The organism is Dyadobacter sandarakinus (genome assembly GCF_016894445.1).
Lineage (GTDB): Bacteria > Bacteroidota > Bacteroidia > Cytophagales > Spirosomataceae > Dyadobacter > Dyadobacter sandarakinus.
Genome location: NZ_CP056775.1, coordinates 1,490,960 through 1,510,814 on the forward strand (window position 1 = coordinate 1,490,960; position 19,855 = coordinate 1,510,814).

The window sequence follows — 19,855 nt, forward strand, 5'->3', positions numbered from 1 at the left end:
TAACCGGTACAGAACATGTTTAAAAACGCAAAAGCATTCACGGGATATTCGGTAAATGATCTGCAAAAAGCCAAGGATTTCTACGGAAACATTCTGCAACTGGACGTCAGTGAAATAGCCGAAATGCCTACCCTCCGCCTCCATCTTGCAGGTGGCGGCGATGTGCTGATTTACGAAAAGCCCAATCACCAGCCCGCCACTTTTACCGTGCTTAACTTCCCTGTTGAGGATCTTGAAGGAACCGTAGCGAAGCTGAAGGAGCTGGGTGTGCCATTTGAGGATTATGACTTTCCAGGACTGAAAACCGACGCTGACCACATTGCACGGGGACCGGTTGGTCCGCATATTGCATGGTTCACTGACCCGGCAGGCAACATCCTCTCGGTGCTAAAAGAAATGTAATAAGCTGCATGAAGATTTTTCAAAAACAAATTCGCCTCCGCGAGCGCCGGCGCGGTTTTCACCTGATTACGGATGAGATTATCCAAGTGCTCGGACAAGAACATGGCATACAGACAGGGATTTGCCAGGTCTTTATCCAGCACACATCTGCCTCGCTGACGATCAATGAAAATGCAGACCCAACCGTGCGCCAGGATTTTGAAATGTTCTTCAACAAGCATGTTCCTGAAAACGATCCCGATTACCGCCACGATTACGAAGGTTCCGATGACATGCCGGCACACCTGAAAGCGGCACTTCTGGGAAGTTCGGTTATGGTGCCGGTGAGTAAGGGGCGCTTTGCGCTGGGTACCTGGCAGGGCATTTACCTCTGCGAGCACCGCAACGCAGGCGGGCCCAGAAGCCTTGTCATTACAATGTGGGGTGAATGAATGCAGTCAGCTTTCCCAGCTGTAATATCTGAAAGTATCCGAGTAGGGTGATGCATTGAGGTAGATTGAATTGCATACTGCGATCTTGTAAATATACGAGCCGATATCCTGTGACCGGATTACACGCCCGTCCCTGAAATGCACAAAGCCAGCGAGCTGATCCAGACAGGTGACCACGAGATTTTTCTTAGCCGGAAAGTCGGAGTCAGTGTCGCATTGCATGGCGTAGCGCACCATATCGAGGTCCAGGATACCGGTAGCAACCTGGCGATCAGTTGTGCGCTCCGCCGTCAGTTTTACCGGATGGTTCCTGGTCGACATCCATCCGGTGCCGCGCCGGGTCTGGTAGGCGCGGGTGAGATAGTACAGGTTTGCCTGACAGTCCGGAAGGTTTCGTTTGATCATGATCACAGCATTTTTGCTGGTTGTACTCATCTTGGCAGCATTGGGAAAGATCCCGAACTCATTGTCCAGCAGGATGCCACGCGCACCTTCAAAAATGAAATCGGAAAAGCCCGACCCCGAGAAAAGCTTGCCCTCCGGGACCAGCTGAAAAAAAGCGGTGGCTTTACGTACCTCATCCAGAAAGCCGGGAATGGAGATTTGGTTCAAATCCGAAAGCGCGTCCGGGTAGCCCGCCTGGATGAGCTCAGTTTCATAGTACTGCCTGATGTGCAGCAGTAAGGCACTTAAATCTTTTTCCACGAACAGATCTGCCGCATGAAGCACACAGCCGCGTTCCACACGATCCAGGCAGGCAGCGAAGCCCTCGCCGGGATTATGGCTGTCACTCTGACCCCCCTGCAGCCTGTGATACAGCTTGTCGAACGGCGTAACCACAAGCGCCCGGGGATCAGCCAGCAACACAGGATTTGCGCCCAGGCTGCGCAAGCTGGCATGTTCGTGCAGCATATCGGCAGGATCAATGGTGCAGAATGCAGATATATAAGTGGGTACTCCCCGGAAAGTGCCGGAACCAAAGCTGGAAAAAACGTGGCTACGGCCATCGCGCAGGTTTACGGAATGACCGCACTGATGCCCACCGTTGTAACGGATCACGACCGGGCGCCGAAGACGGGAACTCAGGTAATCGGTAAAAATACCTTTGCCTTCATCCCCATAGCCAAGTCCTACTACAATATGTGCAGTCGCCGTCATACAGGCTTACCTAATTGTGGGAGTAAAAATTTGGAAAACCAAAAGAGGATTGGGCTGGCAGTGTGTCCCTATGGGCTGCTTCAACCATTTTCCTGATTTATTGTAGGTTTCTCACCGGCAAAGATGGTAAATTTTCACGGCATGACGCTCCATATATGTTGCATAAAATTCTACCTTTTATAAAAAAACTTGTACAAAGTTTCTGAAATGCTGTATTCTGCTGCGTAGTATTGGAACAAAGCTGCCGCCTTTGAACAAGGTGCTCGCTAGACCCGGTTTATTGTCACAATTACCCCCTCATAATGTCGCAAATCACATCTCATTACGACTTGTTTGAACCCTATTTTTGTAACAGCCTAACTTCCTGCCATGATGAAAGGAAATGCACATGAAAGACCATTGTTATTGCCGGTGCCCGGGCGTATAGCCGGAGGCGATTTGGGCTTGCGAATGATTGAGGTTTTCAGGACCAATGTTGAACAACGAGTCCAGGCAAGCTTTCTGCTCGACCACCTGCGCCGGCGATTTCCGGATTATGCCGCCAGTTTCGACCTTGAAGACTATGACCGCGTTTTGCGGGTGGAGTCCCTGACGGTTGATCTTGATGCGTCTGCCGTCATCGACCTGCTTGGAGCATTCGGATTTCGTGCAGAAATATTGGATGATGAAGATGATGACCCGATTACGTCCGGATTGCATTCCGCCATTTTCATAACGGAATAAATGCTTGTCGTGCCCTGAGCTTTAACAAATGAAACAATGAAAAAGACGAAAATCGTGTACTGGATTCTGACCGGTCTTGCGGCAGCAATGCTGGGTGTAGGTGCCATATTTGATGCCGTGTCGGCGCCCGAAGCCCTGACGCATGTGATGCACCTCGGCTACCCCGCGTACATTGTGCCTTTTCTGGGCATTGCCAAGCTACTGGGTGTGATCGCGATTCTGGTTCCTGGTTTTCCGAGGATCAAAGAGTGGGCATATGCAGGTCTTTTCTTTGATCTTGCAGGTGCATTGTATTCGCACATCGCTGCGGGCGACGGTCCTAGTTGTGGGTGGGGATTTTTATAGCGATCGGGCTCCTGGCCGGCTCTTACGTGTATTACCATAAGCTCAGGCGCGAACCTTCTCCGTTTCGTGTCGGCTAAGCCTGCGTGAGATTCTTGTTGTAACGGTTGCGGTATTCCACCGGTGAAAGTCCGGTCAGTTTCTTGAAGGTACTGCGAAATGCCTTCGTGTCCGTATAGCCGACCTCGTACATCAGCTCGGTGACATTCTTACGACTTACTTCAAAGCTTTTCTTAGCCGCCTTGATCTTCACCCGCTGAATGTATTCGGTAATGGAATTTGCCGTGGCTTTTTTGAAGCGACGTTCAAAACTGCGTCGCCCTACTGCAAACATGTCCGAGAGTTGATCGACCGTGATGCGCTCGTGGAATTGTTTTTCTATAAATTCCTGCGCTTTCCGTACCACCTCATCCTCGTGGCCCTTTTGTCCGCTGAACATGATAAATGGAGACTGAGAGTGGCGGTCGATGTCGATCATAAAAAACTTGGTGGTATAGATCGCCATCTCACGATCAACATACTTTTCCACCAGGTATACAAGCAGGTTCCAGAATGAGTTGGCGCCGCCGCTGGTGTACACGCCGCGTTCATCCGTGATGATGCGGTCGTCCATGAGGTTTACCAGAGGAAACATCCGCCTGAAATCGCCTGCAGACATCCAGTGTGTGGTGCAGCTTTTTCCATTGAGCAGTCCCGTGGCGGCAAGCAAAAATGCCCCTACGCACAAACTGGCAACTTCGGCACCTGCCTGGTGCTGCCGCGTAATCCAGGGAAAAAAGGCCTGATTCATCTCAATCACCTGCTCACGGTTTCCATTGACCGCTGGGATGATCACCAGATCCGTTTGATGAACATGCTCGATGGACATGTCGGGGATCACTGCAAACACTTTACCATACCGCTGGACGTCACGGTCAAGCCCCACCAGCTCCACCTGAAACCCGGGCTCGCGCCCCATCGCAACCAGAAAATCATTCACGAAGGTGAAAAATTTGAATGGCCCCTCAATGGTGCCCAATGCAGCGTCGCCTTTCGGTACCAGTACAGATATGTGCTTCATAAATTCAAATTTATAAAAAAACACCACCCTGGCAAGTGATGGCTGACGGTCACTTTCCGCCCTGATCACAGCCGCACATTTGATCGTGCAACAAGTAAATGCCTGGCGCGGGCACAAGGCTGCAAAAAGATTGATAACTTGGCAAAACGTTTCAAGAATCAAAGACCGATATGTTCCGCTATTTTCTCATTTCCCTGATTTTATTATCATCCGCTGCCACTTTTGCCCAAAGTACCGCAGGCCTGAAGAGCATTGCTCCATTCAGTATGAAGCTCACCAACGGTCAGCAATATACCTCTGCGCAGCTCGCGAAGGGCCCCGTGGTGCTGATCTACTTTTCGCCTGACTGCGAGCATTGCCAGGATTTCACGCAGGATCTCGTCAAAAATTACAACGTTGTTGCCAACAAGCAGGTTGTGATGGTCACTTTCCAGAATATGGACATGCTGCGGCCATTTGTTTCCAAATACAAGCTTGCTACTTTTCCCAACTTCAAAGTGGGTACCGAGGGCAGCAGCATGCTTGTGCAGCGATACTACCAGATCAGGTACTTCCCGTACATCGTGATTTATGATAAAAACGGGAAAATGGTCAAAACTTTCGAAGGAGAGCAGCCGCACGAGGAGATTTTCAGAACACTGAAAGCAATTTAGGACGTCGGTGACCGGTAGTGTTTTTATCCTGCTGCCTTACTATGACGTACCCAAATTGTTGCGTAATGAGCAAACTGATTTCCCGGCTTCTTGGTCCGGCCTTGTGCCTTACCACACTGACGAGCTTCGCACAGCAGGCGAATGTAAACCTGGACTGGAACCCGCAGAAAAATACTGAAAACCTTTTTCCGTACGGAGGTAATGTGGTCTCACCGGATGTTCGCGACGATCATACAGTTACTTTCAGACTGAAGGCGCCTGACGCAGCCTCGGTTCAGCTTACCGGCGGGCCGGTTCTGCTGGCGCTCAGGTCAAAGGATCCTATTCCTTTTGTAAAAGGCAGCGATGGCATCTGGACCCTGACGGTCGGACCGCTGAAACCCGACATGTACGTGTACCGCTTCCTGGTGGACGGAGTTGCCGTCGCCGATCCGAATAATACCATCACGGGCGTTTCCAATCAGCCGGCTTACAGTACCCTGGTGGTGCACGGTGCCAGGCCTGCCTACTATGATGCAGCGAATGTGCCTCATGGCAGCATTACGCGCCATATCTACCATTCCGACGTACTCGGTGGTGAGCGGGAAATCTTTGTTTACACGCCGCCAGGCTATGATCCAAAGAAAAAATACCCTGTATTGTACCTGCTGGGCGGCAGTGGCGAGCTGGCCTCGGGATGGTCGCTGGACGGCCGCGCGAACTTTATCGCTGACAATCTGCTGGCAGAGAAAAAGATGGTCCCGATGATCATCGCCATGCCCAACAACCAGGTCATTCACCGCAACGATCCCCAGCATCTTGAAAAAACCTATGTACGTTTCGGCAAAGAGCTGCGGGAGCAAATTGTACCGTTTATAGATCAGCATTACAGTACGATCAAAGACCGCCGGGGACGGGCACTTGCCGGGCTCTCCATGGGTGGCCGCCATACCCAGGCCGTAGGATTTGCTTCTACCGACCTTTTCAGCTCCTTCGGGATTCTAAGCTCAGGAGATGCCGAGCCTGCAAAGCTCAATCCTGCATTCTTTGCTGACCCCGGGATTAAAGAAAAAGTAGACTATATACTGATCGGCTCCGGCAGCGGCGAGCAGGACTTTGTAGGGAAACGATCGGCAGCTACCCACGAGGCGCTTGAAAAGATAGGTGTGCCCCACGAATATTTTGTGGGAGGTGAAGGTGCACACGACTGGGGTACGTGGCGTATGCTGCTGCACGACAAGCTGCTGCCCAATCTTTGGAAGAAAACCGGTACTACCAGCAAATAAGCATAGCGCTGAATACAAATGGCAAACTTGAATATCGATTCGGTGAAGGAACGTACGTTCGACGCGATCGTCGTCGGGACGGGCATCAGCGGCGGCTGGGCTGCGAAGGAGCTGACGGAAAAAGGGTTGAAAACATTGATCCTTGAACGTGGCCGGGACGTTAAGCACATCACCGACTACCCCACAACCAACATGATGCCCTGGGAGTTTGAGCATCTTGGAATGCCGTCGCTTGCTGTCCGGGAAGCCAGTCCCATGGCCAGCAAGCACTATATTTTCCGGGAAGATGCCATGCATTTTGTCGTTAAAGATTACGAACATCCCTATGTGCAGGACCAGCCATTCAGCTGGATGCGCGGCTACCAGGTGGGCGGGCGCTCGCTATTGTGGGCACGGCAAACGCAACGCTGGTCGGACTACGATTTTGAAGGACCTGCCCGGGACGGATTCGCCGTTGACTGGCCCATCCGCTACAAGGATATTGCTCCCTGGTACAGCTATGTTGAAAAGTTTGCGGGTATTTCGGGGAATCGGGACGGGCTAGCGCAACTGCCTGATGGCGAGTTCCTGCCGCCCCACGAGATGAGCTGTGTTGAGAAGCACTTCAGTGATCAGACAGCGAAAAACTACGGAGGAACACGTCCTGTGATCATCGGGCGTGCGGCTCATATCACAGCGCCGCAGCCGGTCCATATTCAGCAGGGCCGTGCCCAATGCCAGCATCGCAATTTGTGCCAGCGGGGTTGCCCGTTTGGCGGATATTTCAGTAGCAATGCAGCCACATTGCCGTGGGCTGAGCGGACAGGCAATCTGACTTTGAGGCCCCACAGCGTGGTGCATTCGGTGATTTATGATGAAAACAAAAAACGCGCAACCGGCGTCCGGGTTGTTGACGCACTCACTAAGGAGATGAGTGAGTACTATGCTAAAATCATCTTTATCAATGCATCAGCCATCAACTCCAACCTGATCCTGCTGAACTCTACATCGGCCAGGTTCCCGAACGGATTGGGCAATGACAGCGGGGTGCTGGGCAAATTCATCGGATTCCACAACTATCGCGGGCGCATCACGGCAGACTTTGACGGCTTTCATGATCGCACCACCGACGGCCGTCGTCCCAATGGCGTCTATATACCGCGGTTCCGCAATGTTTTTAAGCAGGAGACGGATTTTCTCCGCGGTTATGCAGCCTCCGTGTCGGCATCCAAGTCGGGCAACCCGAATGATGGTATAGGCGAGTCGCTGAAGGCAGGACTTTTTGCACCGGACGAAAGCGGCTGGTCGATCGGCGCGCAGATGATGGGAGAAACGCTGACCAAAGAAACCAACTTTGTAAGGCTGGACGATACATTGAAAGATGCCTGGGGTATTCCGCAGCTCCGCATGCATGTTTCTTTTGATGAAAATGACATGAAAATGGTGCAGGATTTTTACACTGAACTCAGCGAAATGCTGGACAGGGCGGGATTCAGCAACATCAAAACGTCCGACACGCAGCGCAATCCGGGCAGCGAAAATCACGAAATGGGCGGAGCGAGGATGGGCAGCGATGCTAAAACCTCCATCCTCAACAAATGGAATCAAATGCATTATGTTTCCAATGTTTTTGTCACGGATGGCGCCTGCATGACGTCCACTTCGACACAAAATCCTTCACTGACTTACATGGCCCTGACGGCCAGGGCAGCGGATTATGCGGTACGTGAGATGAAAAAAGGGAACATCTGAAAAGCTATTCCACCTTCTCAAAGTCGTACTGGTCTTTGATAAATGTATTCAAAAAAATACCCTTTGAAGGTGCATCCCGCATCGCGCGGTACACTTCCAAAGGGACTTTCCTATAATCATATACCATACCGGAAACGTACCTGATGCGCAACGTTCCGGTCTCTTCGTCATAGCTGAAATGGGCAACCACCGAAGAAGGCATATGCTGTTTATTTATTAAAATCAGCAAGCGCACCCCGCAGATCGTCTACTGCCTGGGACGACACATTGGATGCCGTAAAGATGGTTTTTGCGCTGGATGTGTTGTCGTAAAAAGCATTGTTTGCCTTGGTATCAACGGCCAGAGCCGCACCATTGAGTGTGATACCTGCAAAAAGTCCCTTGCTCCGGGAATATGAGTACACTTCCGCTTCCAGCTTATAGTCGGTACTTGCCGAAGAGCTCCTGCCCATTGGGCCGGCTGCTACCGACACATCTCCACCCAGGGTAAAACTCCCCTTGGTCATCTCAGTGAGTGACTTACTGTTTTTGAAAATGAGGACAAGATCCACAGCCTGTACACCAATTTGTGGTCCGATGCTGCCGCCGGTCATCGTGATAAAAACAGGATCACTCCACTCCCCGTTTGCCTTGCGCACCATGGCGATACCTTTGCCATGCTTGCCGCCTACCATCAGGCCGGCGTTGATCATTTTCGGAATGATAATGATACCCTTTGAGATGTCCAGCAACTGCGAGGGTATACTTTCCTGCATTTGTCCGAAATCGTTGAGTACTGAAACGGAAGCCTTAATCCGATCCTCCTCTTTGGATTGCGCCTGAACGCTTGTAGCCAGTACGAATAGTGTGAAGAACGCGGCGAGTTTTGATTTGAGGTTATTCATAAAATTAAAAGAATGGTGAACCGGATGCTCCGGCATGTTCCGGATAGCAGATCAAGGATCGTGCCTGTTTCCGTATGCTATAAACCAAAACCCGCCAATTTTATTGTTTAGCGCCTTATTGATGAATTTGGTATGGTTTTGATGTTTATATTTCCCGAAAATAAACGCAATAAAAACTATGAAAGCCGAAGCAATCAGCCTGAGCGAGCAGGAAGTCAAGCCCGTTGTGGATCTTTTAAACGACTACCTGGCAAACTATCATATTCACTACCAAAAGCTGCGTGGCTGCCACTGGAATATCAAGGGACAAAACTTCTTTACGCTGCATGTCAAATTCGAAGAGCTTTATACCAATGCTCAGTTGACCATTGATGAAATTGCCGAGCGTGTACTGACCCTGGGCAAGCCGCCGCACAGCCGCTTTGCCGATTATATCAGCGAGTCTGAGATTCAGGAGGTAAATACCATCGGTATGCCCGACCTTGAAATGGTGGATGCAATACTGGGCGACATGGCGCAGCTGATCAGCCTTGAACGCGAGTTGCTGGAAGCCTCTTCGGCAGCTGGCGATGATGGTACCAATGATATGGTAAACCGTTTCATGCAGTTCAAGGAAAAAAATACCTGGATGCTGAGATCATTCGCCAACAAGCAATAATGATTTTTTAGTCATCTTTTTTTAATGAAAAAGCCGCGGGTGCAAAATGCTCCGCGGCTTTCCTGACTACTTCTATAACACTTATCTGCTTACTACAAACTTCCTGCTTGTGCGGCGTCCCTGCTGATCACCCATTATGATAATGTAAGTTCCGGGCGCAAATTCTCGCGCATCAATCGCCTGGCTTGCATTTACTGATTTGTAGATCGATGCTCCTGCTACATTCCTGATTTCAACCGATGCTATCTCATATGTTTCACTTGTCTGGATATGCAGCCAGTCTGTAACGGGATTGGGGTAAATGCTAATTTCGGCAAACGCTTCTTCCAGATTACCGGCCGTCGTCATAGCTACCTGCGCCTGACGTGCTGGTGCATTGCTGGCACCGGACAGGTTGGATTGAGTATACCGCCATGGTCCATATACCTGACCCGTCATAGCAAGCACTGGATCAAACTTCACACGTGTTCTCACCTTTGTACCTACACCCTGCTTTGTGATCAGGCTTTTCAGCTCAGTACCTGTTGAGCCCAGGCTTGCATAGATGTTCTGCATGCCGGTAAACTGGGTGCTGGTGGTGATCGTACCACCTGCCACTTTGGAAAATGGCTGTCCTTTTGGCCTGGTTTCCCAAACCAGCTTTCCCTTGCCTCTCCCCAAAAATGATTTCGAATATAACCCCGCCCCAAAGTCGTTCTTGGCAAATTGTGATTGCGCGATGGGTGAAATCAGGTCGGAGTTGTAAATGCGAAGGTTGTTGCGGAGGCATACTCCGGTGTTGCCGTAGGCGACGTACACTATCCCTTCGTTGTATTTAGTTTGATCAAATTGATGCGCACTGATCAAAATATCACTAAAACCGTCGCCGTTAACGTCGCCTCCCGATGCGACGGAATGTCCGAGAAATGCGCCCTCTTGATTGCTTTCAGCACTCATTACAAATCCGTTTGCAATTCCGCTCGAAGAGCCAAGGTAAACATAGAAACTTCCTTCATTGAACTGACCATTGGTGTAGCCCAAAGCGCCAATGATAACGTCACTGTATCCATCCCCATTTAAATCGCCCGCACCATGGACTGCGCTGCCCAAAAGTGCGCCCATGAAATTCCGTTCCAAAATTTCGGGACATGTAAAAAATCCATTTGGTCCGGCATAATACACAAAGCAAGCTCCTTCCTGATATTCTCCATTGGTATACCTATCCGCCCCGGCAACAAAATCAGGCAAGCCATCTCCATTGATGTCGCCAGCCGCTGCAACAGACCCTCCCAATCGCGCACCATCCTGACCGCTTTCCAACGTCTGCCCAGGCAAGACATTTGTTCCTGTTGGTGATCCATAGTAAACAAACACAGCCCCCTCATAATTCTCATCCTGACCAAATAAGGGACTACCAACAATCACATCCGAATAGCCATCGCTATTACAATCTCCCACGGTTGCCACCGAAGATCCAAAATAGATTCCGCGCGTGTCACCGGGTAAAATTCTAGTATTCTGAGTTATTCCTGCAGGGGAACCGTTAAAGATAAATGCAACTCCTTCATCCATTAATGGCGCCTCTAAATCATATCCCGGCGCACCGACAATAATGTCATCGAATCCATCTCCGTTAACGTCTCCTGCTGATGAGACACTTTTGCCCATATTTGCGTCCTCCTGCGCACCTTCTGCCTTGAATTGTATAGTCTGATTTATTCCATTCTTCGATCCATGAAACACAAATATGGCTCCTGCATTTTCCTTTGCATTATCGTACAGATATGCGCCGACAATCACATCCCCATATCCGTCTCCATTCACATCGCCTGCACTGGCAACCGAACTTCCAAAAGCTGAAAGCGGCTTGTTTATTTCCAAGATTGTAGGGCTTGCCATGTCCAGACCTGCTTTCGATCCATAGTAAATGAAGGCAGCACCCTCATCTGCCTGGCCATTATCATATTCATTCGCGCCAATGATAATATCTCCAAATCCATCTCCATTGACGTCACCTGCGGACGCAACTGACCAGCCAAACTGAGCACCATTTTGGCCGCCTAAAAAAATCGTCGATGTCACCAGATCCACACTATAAGCACTCCCATGAAACACAAACGCCCCTCCCTCATCGTACTGCACCTTGTCAAACGTGGGTGCGCCGGCGATCACGTCGCTGTATCCATCTCCGTTGACATCCCCGGCACTGGCGACTGACGTTCCCAGCCATGCATTGGCCTGGTTGCTTTCCAGGGTAGCAACCGCGTTGGCGTAAATACCTGCCGCTGAACCGTGGTATACAAAAGCAGCACCTTCATTGGCCTGCCCCTTGTCATAATACTTCGCTCCCACGATTACGTCACTGTACCCGTCCCCATTCACATCACCGGCACAGGCGACGGCAATCCCGAGCACTGCTTCGGCCTGGTTGCTTTCCAGGGTAGTGGCAGCATTGGCACTGATGCCCGCTGCCGAACCATGGTAGATGAAGGCCGCCCCTTCGTTGGTCTCCCCCTTGTCGTAGGAGTAAGCACCCACAATGATATCGCTGAAACCATCTCCATTGACATCACCGGCTGTACTGACCGACCACCCGAAAATGGCTGCCACCTGATTGCCTTCCAGCCTGATCGCTGCAACCGGGTTCACTCCTGCCGCCGAGCTATGAAACACAAATGCCGCCCCCTCGTTGTCCTGGCCATTGTCATACAGCATGGATCCTACAACCACATCACCAAAGCCGTCCCCATTGATGTCCCCGGCACCGGCTACCGAGTACCCGAAGCTTGCATTCGCCTGGTTGCTTTCCAGGACGGTTGCTGCTACTGCGCTGATCGCCCCTGCACTCCCCTTGTAGATGAATGCTGCACCTTCGTTGGTCTGACCATTATCATACAGCTGCGCACCGACAATGATGTCGCTGAAACCATCCGCATTGGCATCACCGATCGTGGCAACACTCTGGCCGAAGTAAGCTGAAGCCTGGTTGGCCTCGAAAGTAACTGCCCCCGCCAGCTTAATCCCCCCGGCAGAGCCGAAGTACAGAAATGCTGCGCCTTCATCAGTTTGACCCTTGTCATACAACGGTGCACCTACCAGTACATCACTGTAACCATCCGCATTTACATCACCCGCAGTAGAGACGCTGGTGCCAAACTGTGCATTTACCTGGTTGCCTTCCAGCAGCAGCACGGCATTGGCGTTGAGCCCGGCGGCACTACCTTGAAACACGAACACGGCTCCTTCATCATTCTCGCCCTTGTCGTAAAATGGCGCGCCCACCAGCACGTCGCTGTACCCATCGCCATTCACATCGCCGGCACTTGCCACGGCATACGCATTGGCACCCTGCTGGTTGCTTCTCAGTACCGTATTGGCATTGGCCGGAGTACCATTGGCAATGATCGGATCGATGGTAATGGGATACACGGCATCTTTAACATTTACAGCAAGCACAATATCGTTGCCTTGGATGGTAACCGATCCATCCAGTGGCTGCCCCTCGTCATCCCAGCATTTGAAATCGTTGTAGGTGAGCCTGGCCTCTTCATGACCAGCCTGCACAAAGCCAACTGCATTAATACCGGCACTTACGGGCCTGGCACCCTCAACGTTCAGTTTCACTTTTAGCAGGGCTGCCTCTGATCTCTTTTCGTGAATGATAAAGTTCTGGCGAATACCCGCCTCGTTGTTGATATATTCCTCTGTGAATCCCTTGTGATGGATCCTGAGCTCGTTTTCGGCTTGCTCAATGCGGGCAGCTGTATCAACCCTGTAAGCCTTTACACTACCTGCATAGATACCGTCCAGGCGTAAGTTCAGCACAAAGTGACTGTCTTTTTTTGTGATCCTGGGTGCAAGGGAAAGCATGCCCGGCTTGTAGCTTGCCCGCAGGTTTTGCTTGCGATTGGGACTTTGTAGCGTCTGACGCGTGCTGTCGTAAGTAATATTGTACTCACGTCCGGCCAGGCTCTGGCGGATGCCTGACATGGCAGAGGAAGACACAGGCAGGTCAGGCGCGGCGGAAACCCGTGCTTTGTGGCCAGAAACCCTCTTTGAGGACGTTTTTTGTGCAAAAAAGAAGAGAATGCAGCAGCTCAGGACTACTGCAATGCTGAGGAGCGGTACTTTGTAATGTATTTTCATAGCGGACAGATTTTTAGCAGGACACCGCCAATTTTGCAAACCTGTGCTGAGATATGTGCTTGGGATGATTAAACGGTCACTATATTTAACCAAAGGAAAACCATGTAGTACATATGCGAACGATCCCCGAACACCATATTGGTCCTGTCAGCTTGCTGGCCCCTTTCCGGTTTGCCGGTGATCCGCTCAGATTTCTGAAAGAGGGCTTCGATGCCTGTGGTGATACTTACCGGCTCAGACTTTTCAGAGAATTCGTCATCACGCGTGATCCTGCTTTTTTCAGGCATATTCTGCAGCAGAACCACCGCAACTATAAGAAAGGCAGTTCATCCAAAATGCTGCGTCCTGTACTCGGCAACGGACTGGTCACCAGCGACGGAGATTTCTGGCTCCGGCAGCGCAGGCTTGTGCAGCCCGCATTTCACCGCGAGCGGTTACAGGACCTGTTTGTGATGATGGGCGAAATTGCAGACCGTTTCCTCGATGAAATGGAACAGCACAGGGGCGGTCCGGCCATCGACATGGATGCCAGAATGATGGCCGTCACCTCCGACATTGCATTGAAAACGCTCTTCGGCAACATGACTACCGAAGATAAAGCGCAGATTTACAGGCAGGTGACACGTACTCAAAAGTACCTGGTGACGCGCGTGCGCAGGCCGTACCGCATTCCCCTCATGGCGGTGAATGGAGAGGACCGGCACTTTAAGGCAGACGTGGCTTACTTCAACACGCTCGTATTCAACTTCATTCAGCAGCGGCGGGTGTCCGGCGAACAGCCCAACGACCTGCTGCAACTTTTGCTCGACAGCCGGGATGAGGATACGGGCGAACAAATGGACGATCAGCAGATCCGTGATGAGGCGATCACGATGTTTGCAGCCGGCCATGAAACCTCGGCTACGGGCCTGAGCTGGCTGCTGTACGAGCTGGCTGCGCAGCCCGATATTGTAGCGGAAATCCGCCGCGAAGCTGCTCTTTTCGACCGTGTTCCCGGTTTTACACAACTCATGCAAATGCCCTACACCCGCCAGGTGGTGGAAGAAGGCCTGAGGCTGTACCCGCCTGCGTGGACCATGACGCGCGAGTCGATAGGAAGCGACGAAATTGGTGGGTTTGCAATTGCGCCGGGAACATCCGTTTTTATGTCGATCTTCGAGTTACACCGCAATCCTGGATTGTGGAAAGATCCTACCCGTTTTGATCCCGCCAACTTTGAACCCGAAGCGGTGAAAGGCCGCTCCAAATACCAGTACCTGCCCTTCGGGCTGGGGCCGCGTATTTGCATCGGTCAGCAATTTGCAATGATGGAAATGCAGCTTCTCCTGGCCGCGCTGGTCAAGCGGTTTGACTTTGTAAGAGAAACTGGTAAGCCGGCGGGCATGCACCCGCAAATAGTTCTCAAATCATCCCACGGAATTAAATTGTATATCAAATAGGCTGCGGCCCTCACTCCTATGCACGACAGCATTGTCCTTTACCTTTCATTGATTGTTGTGGTTCTTTTTCTGGTGATGCTGGCACAGCGGGTACGCATCTCCTACCCCATCGTGCTGGTGCTCGGCGGGCTGGCCTTAGGCTTCGTACCGGGCCTGCCGGAAGTCTCGATTGATCCCGAGCTCATTTTCCTGATCTTCCTGCCGCCGCTGCTGTTTGAGGCCGCCTGGCAGACTTCCTGGAAGGATTTCTATAAATGGAGGCGGGTGATTGCGTCATTTGCCTTTCTGATTGTTATTCTTACCGCAGGTGTGATCGCCTATGTTTCGCAGTCGCTCATCCCGGGTTTTACGCTGGCGCTGGGCTTTCTTCTCGGGGGCATTATCTCGCCTCCTGACGCAGTAGCTGCCACTTCCATTCTCAAAGACATTAAGGTTACCAAGCGCCTGATTACGATTGTGGAAGGTGAAAGTCTGCTCAATGATGCGTCCAGCTTAATTGTGTTCCGGTTTGCTACGACGGCGGTGGTTTCCGGGAGCTTTGTGCTTTCACAGGCTGTTGTGAGCTTTTTTCTGGTCATCGGGATGGGCGTGGTCATTGGTCTTGCCGTCGCGCTGATATTTTATGCCATCCACCGCTGGCTGCCTACGACGCCTCCCATCGATACCATCCTGACCTTCGTCGCGCCTTATGCCATGTATATTGCGGCGGAACATTTCCAATTTTCAGGCGTCATTGCGGTGGTTACGGGCGGCCTCTTCCTCTCGCACCACAGCCACAATATCCTGAGTCACCTGAGTCGGATCCAGGGCATTAATGTCTGGTCAACCATCGGGTTCGTGCTGAATGGAATTGTATTCATGCTGATCGGACTCGAACTGCCCGTGATCGTGCAGCAGCTGGGCGATACTTCGTTGTACGATGCCATCCGGTACGGACTCATTATCTCGGGTGTGATTATTCTGACCCGTCTTGCCTGTACCCAGGGTACTGCGCTTTTCACAGTTTTTATCAGCAGATTTATCCGGACGGCGGATGACCGGCCGGGATGGCGGGCGCCGCTGATGTTTGGCTGGACCGGGATGCGCGGTGTGGTTTCGCTGGCATCGGCCTTGTCCATTCCGTTCCTTCTGAACACTGGTCAGCCATTCCCGCAGCGCAACCTGATCATTTTCATCACGTTTGTAGTAATTCTGGTCACGCTGGTTTTCCAGGGGCTTACACTTCCTTATCTGGTAAAATGGCTGGATGTGGGTGAAATGGATTATTCGCTGACCTCGCAGGAGCAGGCCGTCAACATCCGCAGGAAGCTGGCCCAGGAATCCCTGAACCTGATCAATTCAAGGTTTGAAAAAGAAGCCGGTGAGAATGATCTTGTACAAAGTTTGAAACAAAAAATTGAAAACGATATCGGCTTTCTGAACCATGTGCGGGAGAGCGACCTAACCTACAACACCTCCGAGCATGTAGCGCAGTATCAGCTGGTTACCCGCGAAATCCTCGAACACAAACGGAGTTTACTGAAACAGTTCAACAAAAAAGAAACCTACGAAGAAGAAGTGATCAGACAGCATTTGTCGCAGCTGGACCTGGAAGAGGAAAAGATCCGCCAGCAATTCCTGCATCTGGAATAGGAGCTACACCAGCCCTGTTTCATGCACCGCGTAAACACTGGACACCAGCTCTTTTTTACCCGACTTTTTATCAAAAAAATAGTCCAGCCGACCCAGGTTGATGCCCGCAAAACCTACCTGGTTGATTGTGGCAGGCTTTCCGTCGAGATTTGCAATTTGTTCCGGGGCTTTCATGAAAGTATGCGTATGCCCGCCGATGATCAGGTCGATGTGGCGCGTACTTGCGGCGAGTACCTGATCCGAGACCTTGTTTTCCTTGTACTTGTACCCAAGATGTGACAGGCAGATGATCAGGTCGCAATGGGCTTCATTTTTCAGGAAAGCGGCAACCTCATTGGCTTTCCGGATCGGATCCAGGTAAATGGTATCGCCATAGTTTTTCCGGTTTACCAACCCTTCAAGCTGGATACCCAGCCCAAACACGCCGATGCGCAATCCCTGCTTCCTGAACACTTTATAGTCCTGCGTCCGACCTTTCAATTCGGTATTGCTGAAATCGTAGTTGCTGACAAGAAACGGGAAGTTTGCATGCGGAAGCTGCTTGACAAATCCAGCAATCCCATTGTCAAAATCGTGGTTTCCCATTGTGCCGGCATCATAGCCCATGCTGCTCATGATCTTCATTTCCAGCTCGCCTCCATACAGGTTGAAGTAGGCTGTTCCCTGAAAGATATCACCCGCATCCAGCAGCAGCACATTGTCCTGCTCCCGTCTTATTTTCTCAATCAGCGCGGCGCGCCGGGCAGTTCCGCCCATGCCCTGGTTCCGCGACCCATCCATCGGAAAAGGTTCGATGCGGCTGTGAACATCATTGGTATGCAGTATCGTAAGCTGCACCACCGGACTTTTTGCAAGCGCCGGCACCTCTCCGAGCGACCACAATGCAGCAGCCGCAGAGCTGGTTTTGATAAACTTCCGGCGGTCAATTTTCGACAACAATTCTTCCATCGAGTTTCACATTTATTTTCTGCCCGCTGCGGGTCATGTCGGAAATATTTTCAAGTAAGGCCTCCCGTACTTTCTGGTTCAGGTCGCGCCGCTCCAATGCAAACCGGAGAAAGTCGAGATCACCTCCACCATCCGCCAGGTAATCGTACGTGAGCATCTGGTACGTGCGGGCTGTGTCCAGTGGCATCCCTGCAATGGTGACTTCGTCAGGCAGTTTGTTCCTGATTTTCATTCTCAAACCCGAGACCGGCTCGCCATCATGGGCCGCAATAAAACTTGCGAGCTTCCACACGTCAGACCCACGAAGTTTCAATACAACCATCTGATTTTCAAAAGGCATCAAACCAAATACATGGGAAACCGTGATGTCACCTTTCGGGAATGTAATCCGCAGCCCTCCGCGGTTGGCAAATGCAAACTGTATGGAAGTATCCCGCTTCAAGCCTTCGGTCAGCAGGGCGTCCGCAAAAAAGTTACCCATCAAAGTCTCAGGATCAGCGGGTTTGGTCAGCTCCTGCTCGGTCTGCCCGATCACCCGGTTCATTTCCTGCTGCAACTTTTCCTTATATGGCAGGTAGTACCTGACAATGGCCGAGTCCTGCGGAAGCTGCTGATCAATGCTGTACTGGATGTAGTCATTTTTTGAAACTGTAAGTGGCCGGTGGCAGCCAGCCGTACATGCCAGCAGAAGCATTGAAATCAGTCTGCCATATTTTACCAAAAACATAAAAACCTATTTAATACATAAAAATAGGCTTTCCGGACCTAAAATCCCGGAAAGCCTGGCACAATCCCCGTATGTACTACCAGTTTTCGTTCTGGCGAAGGTTCGGGTTTGCGTCTATCTGCGATTGCGGTATGGGGTAAAGTTCGAGGCGAGGTGAATAGGGAATCAGGACGTTATCTACAATCTGCTCCTGCGTCATGGCACTAATTTCCTCCTGCAAAGTCCCCCACCGCCGGATATCGAAAACCGTGTTGAACTCCCCTGTCAGTTCCAGGCGGCGCTCCCTGCGGATGGCAGCACGCAGCTGAGCTGTCGTACCAGCCTTGACGGGCATCGCTTTCGCCCGCGCTCTTACGCGGTTGAGCAAGGGCAAGGCTTCGTTGGATTTGCCGGTTTCGTTCAATGCTTCGGCCAGGCAGAGCAGCACATCCGAAAAGCGCATTTCAATCAGGTCAGCACTATATCCCTGGATCGCAGCTCCCGCCGGCCGGGGTACCCTGGCCAGCTTTCCATATGCGATCCCGTACCTGAAATCGTCATGTGCCAGGGAGGCTCCGGTACGCCGGATGATGTAATTGCCAACTTTTGGATCATACACAATGCTGTCGCCCGGCTCGGCACCCGCTCGGGCCGAGCCCTGGAAAATGTACCTGGGTACCATTGTAAAATCCCGGCGGGTATCAGTACTGTCAAAGAGCTTGTAAAAGTCGTAAGTCAGTCCGTAGTTGGTTTGCTCGTCCCCATTAACCAGCCCGGAAGGAAAGAGGTTGAATGGCAGGATGTTTCCATTGGGATTGGCAGAATTAATAAAATACCCGAACGAAAGTACGATTTCCCGGTTGCGCTCATTTGTCAGTGCAAATACCTCCTCGAAATCCGGCAGGAGTTCCATATCATACTTTTCTTCGTTCACCGCACCTACAAGCTCACTCAGCTTACCGGCTGCTTTCTGGTAATTTTCAGTGCTGCTCAGGGGCTTGCCGGCCATGGTAAGGTACACTTTACCCAGTACTGCCTTCGCTGAGCCTGCGGATGCGCGGCCCAGCTCTGCCCCGCCTCGGGAGTCGGGCAGGTTAGCTTCTGCAAACGTGAGGTCGTCCACAATGGCCGCATACACCTCCTCCACAGACGCCCGCGGCGCAAAGATGAGGTCATCATCCGCGAGAGACCCTACTTCCCTAAGAATGAGCGGCACACCGCCAAAGAGGCGCACGAGGTTAAAATATGCATAGGCCCGCAAAAATCTGGCTTCGGCAATGTAGGGAGTAGCTTCTTCCTCCTCCCCCGGCACTGCCCGTTCTGCATTGTCAATCACCGTGTTGGCACGGAGTATAATACGGTAAAAGCGCGCCCACACAGACTCAAATGCAGGCGAGGTAGCCACGTGCCCGAAGCTGTAATAAGGATCCGATCCCGCCCCGAGAATTCCCGCAGTAGCATACCGGTGCCCGGACTCCGACAGGATAAAACGGTTCGAGATATCACCGAAGTCCGCAGCCGTCCAGGCCTGGTACACACCGATAGTCGCCTGATTGAGACTTTCCTCATCTCTGAATGCCACCTCTTTGCTCAGTGACGAATAGGGCGATTCTTCGAGGTTATTCTTGCATCCCCACATGCCGGACAACACAGCCGTAATGGAAGCGAGTGCGATATAGTTTTTTATTTTCATGGTTG

At 51.5% G+C, this 19,855-nt stretch carries 18 protein-coding genes; 10 read left to right on the plus strand and 8 right to left on the minus strand.

The window, feature by feature from the left end; translation table 11 throughout:
- Window positions 1-15 precede the first annotated feature (15 nt).
- Window positions 16-402 (plus strand): VOC family protein, encoded by a 387-nt coding sequence (locus tag HWI92_RS05925; protein WP_204661572.1) that lies wholly within the window; start codon window positions 16-18, stop codon window positions 400-402.
- An 8-nt stretch (window positions 403-410) separates the two neighbouring features.
- Window positions 411-833: a secondary thiamine-phosphate synthase enzyme YjbQ gene (locus tag HWI92_RS05930; RefSeq protein WP_204661574.1), complete on the plus strand. Its 423-nt coding sequence runs from the start codon at window positions 411-413 to the stop codon at window positions 831-833.
- A 6-nt stretch (window positions 834-839) separates the two neighbouring features.
- Here HWI92_RS05930 and HWI92_RS05935 read toward each other — a convergent pair whose 3' ends face one another.
- Window positions 840-1,991: an adenylosuccinate synthetase gene (locus HWI92_RS05935; RefSeq protein WP_204661576.1), complete on the minus strand. Its 1,152-nt coding sequence runs from the start codon at window positions 1,989-1,991 to the stop codon at window positions 840-842.
- Between the two features lie 369 nt (window positions 1,992-2,360).
- Between HWI92_RS05935 and HWI92_RS05940 the strand changes: the two genes are divergently transcribed.
- On the plus strand, window positions 2,361-2,714 hold the full coding sequence (locus HWI92_RS05940) for a hypothetical protein (RefSeq protein WP_204661578.1): 354 nt from the start codon (window positions 2,361-2,363) through the stop codon (window positions 2,712-2,714).
- Window positions 2,715-2,750: 36 nt separating this feature from the next.
- Window positions 2,751-3,059 carry a DoxX family protein gene (locus tag HWI92_RS05945; RefSeq protein ID WP_229248960.1) on the plus strand — a complete coding sequence of 103 codons (309 nt, stop codon included), beginning with the start codon at window positions 2,751-2,753 and terminating at the stop codon, window positions 3,057-3,059.
- A gap of 73 nt (window positions 3,060-3,132) precedes the next feature.
- Here the strand turns inward: HWI92_RS05945 and HWI92_RS05950 are convergent, their stop codons facing one another.
- Window positions 3,133-4,116, minus strand: coding sequence for a GlxA family transcriptional regulator (locus tag HWI92_RS05950; RefSeq protein WP_204661580.1), 984 nt, complete (start codon window positions 4,114-4,116; stop codon window positions 3,133-3,135).
- Window positions 4,117-4,286: 170 nt separating this feature from the next.
- Between HWI92_RS05950 and HWI92_RS05955 the strand changes: the two genes are divergently transcribed.
- The 3 genes from HWI92_RS05955 (at window position 4,287) to HWI92_RS05965 (ending at window position 7,765) form a co-directional block, all read left to right on the plus strand.
- Entirely contained in the window at window positions 4,287-4,769 is a 483-nt protein-coding gene (locus HWI92_RS05955; protein WP_204661583.1) for a TlpA family protein disulfide reductase, read from the plus strand.
- 65 nt (window positions 4,770-4,834) lie between these two features.
- On the plus strand, window positions 4,835-6,034 hold the full coding sequence (locus HWI92_RS05960) for an esterase (RefSeq protein ID WP_204661585.1): 1,200 nt from the start codon (window positions 4,835-4,837) through the stop codon (window positions 6,032-6,034).
- Between the two features lie 18 nt (window positions 6,035-6,052).
- Complete coding sequence (locus HWI92_RS05965; RefSeq protein ID WP_204661587.1) at window positions 6,053-7,765, plus strand: GMC oxidoreductase; 1,713 nt, start codon at window positions 6,053-6,055, stop codon at window positions 7,763-7,765.
- 4 nt (window positions 7,766-7,769) lie between these two features.
- Here HWI92_RS05965 and HWI92_RS05970 read toward each other — a convergent pair whose 3' ends face one another.
- Together HWI92_RS05970 and HWI92_RS05975 are read right to left on the minus strand one after the other, a co-directional pair.
- Window positions 7,770-7,967, minus strand: coding sequence for a KTSC domain-containing protein (locus HWI92_RS05970; protein WP_204661589.1), 198 nt, complete (start codon window positions 7,965-7,967; stop codon window positions 7,770-7,772).
- Window positions 7,968-7,974: 7 nt separating this feature from the next.
- The gene (locus tag HWI92_RS05975; protein ID WP_204661591.1) at window positions 7,975-8,649 is read right to left on the minus strand and encodes a lipid-binding SYLF domain-containing protein; all 675 of its coding nucleotides are present in this window, start codon (window positions 8,647-8,649) and stop codon (window positions 7,975-7,977) included.
- Window positions 8,650-8,827: 178 nt separating this feature from the next.
- Between HWI92_RS05975 and HWI92_RS05980 the strand changes: the two genes are divergently transcribed.
- A complete protein-coding gene (locus HWI92_RS05980) occupies window positions 8,828-9,307 on the plus strand; it encodes a Dps family protein (protein ID WP_204661593.1) in 480 nt (159 codons plus the stop codon).
- Window positions 9,308-9,388: 81 nt separating this feature from the next.
- Here the strand turns inward: HWI92_RS05980 and HWI92_RS05985 are convergent, their stop codons facing one another.
- On the minus strand, window positions 9,389-13,432 hold the full coding sequence (locus tag HWI92_RS05985) for an FG-GAP-like repeat-containing protein (RefSeq protein ID WP_204661595.1): 4,044 nt from the start codon (window positions 13,430-13,432) through the stop codon (window positions 9,389-9,391).
- Window positions 13,433-13,545: 113 nt separating this feature from the next.
- Between HWI92_RS05985 and HWI92_RS05990 the strand changes: the two genes are divergently transcribed.
- Together HWI92_RS05990 and HWI92_RS05995 are read left to right on the plus strand one after the other, a co-directional pair.
- Window positions 13,546-14,871, plus strand: coding sequence for a cytochrome P450 (locus tag HWI92_RS05990; RefSeq protein WP_204661597.1), 1,326 nt, complete (start codon window positions 13,546-13,548; stop codon window positions 14,869-14,871).
- 18 nt (window positions 14,872-14,889) lie between these two features.
- Complete coding sequence (locus HWI92_RS05995; protein WP_204661599.1) at window positions 14,890-16,503, plus strand: Na+/H+ antiporter; 1,614 nt, start codon at window positions 14,890-14,892, stop codon at window positions 16,501-16,503.
- A 3-nt stretch (window positions 16,504-16,506) separates the two neighbouring features.
- Here the strand turns inward: HWI92_RS05995 and HWI92_RS06000 are convergent, their stop codons facing one another.
- From HWI92_RS06000 to HWI92_RS06010, 3 genes are all read right to left on the minus strand, one after another.
- Window positions 16,507-17,451 carry a bifunctional metallophosphatase/5'-nucleotidase gene (locus HWI92_RS06000; RefSeq protein WP_204661601.1) on the minus strand — a complete coding sequence of 315 codons (945 nt, stop codon included), beginning with the start codon at window positions 17,449-17,451 and terminating at the stop codon, window positions 16,507-16,509.
- Complete coding sequence (locus HWI92_RS06005; protein WP_204661603.1) at window positions 17,426-18,178, minus strand: 5'-nucleotidase C-terminal domain-containing protein; 753 nt, start codon at window positions 18,176-18,178, stop codon at window positions 17,426-17,428. Before HWI92_RS06005 ends, HWI92_RS06000 begins: the two co-directional genes overlap by 26 nt.
- A 76-nt stretch (window positions 18,179-18,254) precedes the next feature.
- Complete coding sequence (locus HWI92_RS06010) at window positions 18,255-19,850, minus strand: RagB/SusD family nutrient uptake outer membrane protein (protein ID WP_204661605.1); 1,596 nt, start codon at window positions 19,848-19,850, stop codon at window positions 18,255-18,257.
- Window positions 19,851-19,855 lie beyond the last annotated feature (5 nt).

Excerpts from the sequence above, each read along its gene's own strand:
- HWI92_RS06000 (WP_204661601.1), bottom strand. The coding sequence starts at position 17,451 with ATGGAAGAATTGTTGTCGAAAATTGACCGCCGGAAGTTTATCAAAACC.
- HWI92_RS05940 (WP_204661578.1), top strand. The coding sequence starts at position 2,361 with ATGATGAAAGGAAATGCACATGAAAGACCATTGTTATTGCCGGTGCCC.
- HWI92_RS05960 (WP_204661585.1), top strand. The coding sequence starts at position 4,835 with ATGAGCAAACTGATTTCCCGGCTTCTTGGTCCGGCCTTGTGCCTTACC.
- HWI92_RS05975 (WP_204661591.1), bottom strand. The coding sequence starts at position 8,649 with ATGAATAACCTCAAATCAAAACTCGCCGCGTTCTTCACACTATTCGTA.
- HWI92_RS05980 (WP_204661593.1), top strand. The coding sequence starts at position 8,828 with ATGAAAGCCGAAGCAATCAGCCTGAGCGAGCAGGAAGTCAAGCCCGTT.
- HWI92_RS05955 (WP_204661583.1), top strand. The coding sequence starts at position 4,287 with ATGTTCCGCTATTTTCTCATTTCCCTGATTTTATTATCATCCGCTGCC.
- HWI92_RS05930 (WP_204661574.1), top strand. The coding sequence starts at position 411 with ATGAAGATTTTTCAAAAACAAATTCGCCTCCGCGAGCGCCGGCGCGGT.
- HWI92_RS05945 (WP_229248960.1), top strand. The coding sequence starts at position 2,751 with ATGAAAAAGACGAAAATCGTGTACTGGATTCTGACCGGTCTTGCGGCA.
- HWI92_RS05925 (WP_204661572.1), top strand. The coding sequence starts at position 16 with ATGTTTAAAAACGCAAAAGCATTCACGGGATATTCGGTAAATGATCTG.
- HWI92_RS05970 (WP_204661589.1), bottom strand. The coding sequence starts at position 7,967 with ATGCCTTCTTCGGTGGTTGCCCATTTCAGCTATGACGAAGAGACCGGA.
- HWI92_RS06005 (WP_204661603.1), bottom strand. The coding sequence starts at position 18,178 with ATGTTTTTGGTAAAATATGGCAGACTGATTTCAATGCTTCTGCTGGCA.
- HWI92_RS05935 (WP_204661576.1), bottom strand. The coding sequence starts at position 1,991 with ATGACGGCGACTGCACATATTGTAGTAGGACTTGGCTATGGGGATGAA.
- HWI92_RS05995 (WP_204661599.1), top strand. The coding sequence starts at position 14,890 with ATGCACGACAGCATTGTCCTTTACCTTTCATTGATTGTTGTGGTTCTT.
- HWI92_RS05990 (WP_204661597.1), top strand. The coding sequence starts at position 13,546 with ATGCGAACGATCCCCGAACACCATATTGGTCCTGTCAGCTTGCTGGCC.
- HWI92_RS05950 (WP_204661580.1), bottom strand. The coding sequence starts at position 4,116 with ATGAAGCACATATCTGTACTGGTACCGAAAGGCGACGCTGCATTGGGC.
- HWI92_RS06010 (WP_204661605.1), bottom strand. The coding sequence starts at position 19,850 with ATGAAAATAAAAAACTATATCGCACTCGCTTCCATTACGGCTGTGTTG.
- HWI92_RS05965 (WP_204661587.1), top strand. The coding sequence starts at position 6,053 with ATGGCAAACTTGAATATCGATTCGGTGAAGGAACGTACGTTCGACGCG.
- HWI92_RS05985 (WP_204661595.1), bottom strand. The coding sequence starts at position 13,432 with ATGAAAATACATTACAAAGTACCGCTCCTCAGCATTGCAGTAGTCCTG.